Origin of the sequence: uncultured Campylobacter sp., assembly GCF_938017775.1 — a bacterium.
In the GTDB taxonomy this organism is placed as follows: Bacteria; Campylobacterota; Campylobacteria; order Campylobacterales; family Campylobacteraceae; genus Campylobacter_B.
In genome coordinates this window covers 1-2,846 of record NZ_CALIIU010000042.1, presented here as the reverse complement: position 1 = coordinate 2,846, position 2,846 = coordinate 1, and the positions used below count along the sequence as shown (strand labels likewise).

General features: G+C 33.2%; 4 protein-coding genes and 2 pseudogenes. All 6 read right to left on the bottom strand.

The features are described 5' to 3' along the window. On the bottom strand, positions 1–257 hold a 257-nt coding region (locus Q0537_RS06755), incomplete at its 3' end, for a lysophospholipid acyltransferase family protein (RefSeq protein ID WP_299226314.1). Then, a pseudogene (locus Q0537_RS06750) lies at positions 231–410 on the bottom strand (DNA-binding response regulator); the annotation flags it as partial. The pseudogene Q0537_RS06750 and the gene Q0537_RS06755, both read right to left, overlap by 27 nt. A gap of 30 nt (positions 411–440) precedes the next feature. Next, a pseudogene (locus Q0537_RS06745) lies at positions 441–722 on the bottom strand (CRISPR-associated helicase/endonuclease Cas3); the annotation flags it as partial. Positions 723–768: 46 nt separating this feature from the next. Then, complete coding sequence (gene cas5, locus Q0537_RS06740) at positions 769–1,482, bottom strand: CRISPR-associated protein Cas5 (RefSeq protein ID WP_299226311.1); 714 nt, start codon at positions 1,480–1,482, stop codon at positions 769–771. Next, positions 1,483–2,400, bottom strand: a complete 918-nt coding sequence (gene cas7b, locus Q0537_RS06735) for a type I-B CRISPR-associated protein Cas7/Csh2 (RefSeq protein WP_299226308.1) — start codon at positions 2,398–2,400, stop codon at positions 1,483–1,485. It abuts the gene before it with no gap. Further along, positions 2,400–2,831: a hypothetical protein gene (locus Q0537_RS06730; RefSeq protein ID WP_299226305.1), complete on the bottom strand. Its 432-nt coding sequence runs from the start codon at positions 2,829–2,831 to the stop codon at positions 2,400–2,402. The genes cas7b and Q0537_RS06730 overlap by 1 nt, the downstream gene beginning before the upstream one ends. Between the last annotated feature and the right edge of the window lie 15 nt (positions 2,832–2,846).

The following is a 2,846-nucleotide window of genomic DNA, read 5'->3' as shown; positions in this document are numbered from 1 at the left end:
ACTGTATAGGCTTCATTTACTATTTCATCATAAGTTAAATTTTCAACTTCTATCTTATCTAAAAACTCAACAGTAATTTTTCCAGGTTTAGGAAATTTTTTACCAGTCGGAAATAAGTCATAAGCACCATCTATAACATAAGGTTGAATATCAACATTTAATTCTTTTGCAATAATAGCAAAAGATTTTTTAAATTTATTCATTTTTCCATCTCTGGTTCTTAATCCTTCTGGATAAATAACAATATCCTTAATCACAAGATCTCCACCATTTTTTTCTTCAATAACTTCTTCTTGTTGCTTAGTAACACGGCGTAAGTTTACCTTAACCCTCGCCATAAGCTCACGTGTTGAGAATGGTTTAGTTACATAATCATCAGCTCCAAATTCTAAACCTAAAACCTTATCTAAGACTTCGTCCCAAAAGTCTAGCTCTTTTGAGCTCTCAAAATATTTGCCGAAATTTTTATTTTGCATTGTAAGCTCACAAAAATTTTCTACATTTCCATGGTGTGATACGATGGATAAAAACCCAAAAGCCGTATCTAGCTCATTAAATTCTGAATTTAGTAAAAATATGTAAGCGGATAATAAAGCATGATTTTTATCTGCAATTTTTTCGGTAGGATTTTTGATATAAATTTGAAAATTAGTTTTTAGCTTAGCTATATCGTGATAAATTTTAATGCATTGTAAAAGCCTACTATCCGTTTCAGCAAGCATATTTGTTATATGCTTTATTAGCGGTTTATTAGGATGCGATAGCGGCTCACTTTGCAAAATAGACCTTGTAGTCATTTATTTGATAAATATTTCCTCTATTCTTTGCTTTGATTTGACTATTGCCGCTTAGCTTGATAACGAAATCTTTAAAATCCTTAAAAATTCGACCCTCCTCGCACCCGCAAGCCATTCTAGCCGTAGTAAGTCTGATATCAAAGTTTTGTGCATCAAATATAAAATCGTCCATCAAAACGAACGTATCTATAAAACTTTCCTTTTCATGCACCAATTCACAATTTTTTATCTCGATATGTTTAAAATCCGCTATACAAAAATTTATACCTAAATATGGTGTAAAGGAGCATCTATGAGCTTTTAAGCTGTCGATTATCTTTTCTTTATAAGAAGCGTTTAAAGCACTTAAATCAACGAATATGACATATCTGGGATCTTTTATTAGCTCTTTATAAAACTGCTTTTTCTCGCTAGAATCTTGATAACCTTGTTCGATATGCATACTTGACGATAGAGCAAATTTTATACCGTTAAAAATCATAGTTTTTTTACGAAATTGCGAACTTAAAATAACGCTATAACCTATATCGTTAAGTTTAAAATAATTCATTTCACCTATAATCGCTCCCAAAAGCCCCATTACGGCAGTCTTTGGCGGCACCGGGTATGTAAGAGACGAGTAGATAGTAGCTAGATGAGAAAAATGCGCGTAATCTCCCGATAGCTCAAAAGCTATTATATCCATTTAAAATCCTATTTTTATCCAATTACTATCAAATTGTGATCTGTTATTTTGCTCGAAGTCAAAATCGCTCATATACTCTATTTTTTCGATCTCTTGCGCGTATCTGGTAAGTTTAGCTTTTAATCTAGAAAAATCAATCGTAAAATCATTTATACTTCTTATCTCTATGTCTTCTTTGCTACTATTTATAGCCACACAGTTATTTAAATCTCCAGCGAAAGTATCATTTTTATATGTAATTACTAGCATAAATCTAGGCATTTGACCCATTTTCGTGCGAGTAATTAAATTTTTAGTCCCGCTCCAGAGCGCGCCTAAAATCACTTTTACATCATCTTCACTTAAATTTGTAATCTTTGCACTATGATTATCCACTATTCCGTAAGTTGCAAACATTGCATAATTTAAAAAATCTTCTTCTCTAAACGTTTTATTTGCCTTATCGCTACCGCTTGCAAATGCGCCGGTGCCTTTTATATGCTCTACCGCAACTCTATGAAGCGATCTGCTCATTCTAAACTGAATGGGTCCGACAAATTGAATTCCGGCTGTTTTTATGCCTTCTTTTTTCATCTCGTCTTTATCCGATATCGGCAAAACTCCACCAAATGCGCGAATATCGATAAATTTAGATAAAATTTCTTTTTCAATCTCGATTTTTTCTTGCTTAACGTTAATTACTTCACGTATTGCGCTTTTGCAATCTAAGATATTTTCATCTCTTTTATACTCTTTAATGAAAATCGTACTTTCGTCTTTTTTCATAATTTCATCTCTAATTGTTCGCTTTATACGTACATCAGTAACTTCTGCTATACCCGTCTCATCGTCTATCCTAGGAGCGTTATCTCTTAGCATATCGCCGTTTGGATTAAAATTTTCGCCGTCCCAAAGAAATAGAATTTCCTTCTTTTTCATTACTCGTCTCCTTGAGTGTTATCTTTAATATATTTCGTAAAATCACTTCCGCCCATAGCAAAAGCTAGCGTTACATAAGCGCTCTTAACTCGCTTTTGAGATAAAAACGCACTTGGTAAAATTCCAATCAAAATATCGCGCATGATTTCTATATTAGCGCTTCTTTTTCCTCGCGATACATTGGAGAGTTTTTTATTGGTTTCATCGCACTTGGTCCAAATCCGTTCTAAAAGCTCTTTCGTAATTAGTCCCGCATTATTCAGCCATTTTTCGAATGAACTATTTTTGCTAATAGCAAATTGACGATTTATCAACCCTGCGGACATCATTCCTAGCAAATATGCACTCTGCAATACTTCATTATCTTTTAGAAATTCGCTATTTTTCAAAATCGAGCTTATTAGCTCTTTTTTATCGCTTAAGCCTTGCAAATTAACCTCCCTTGC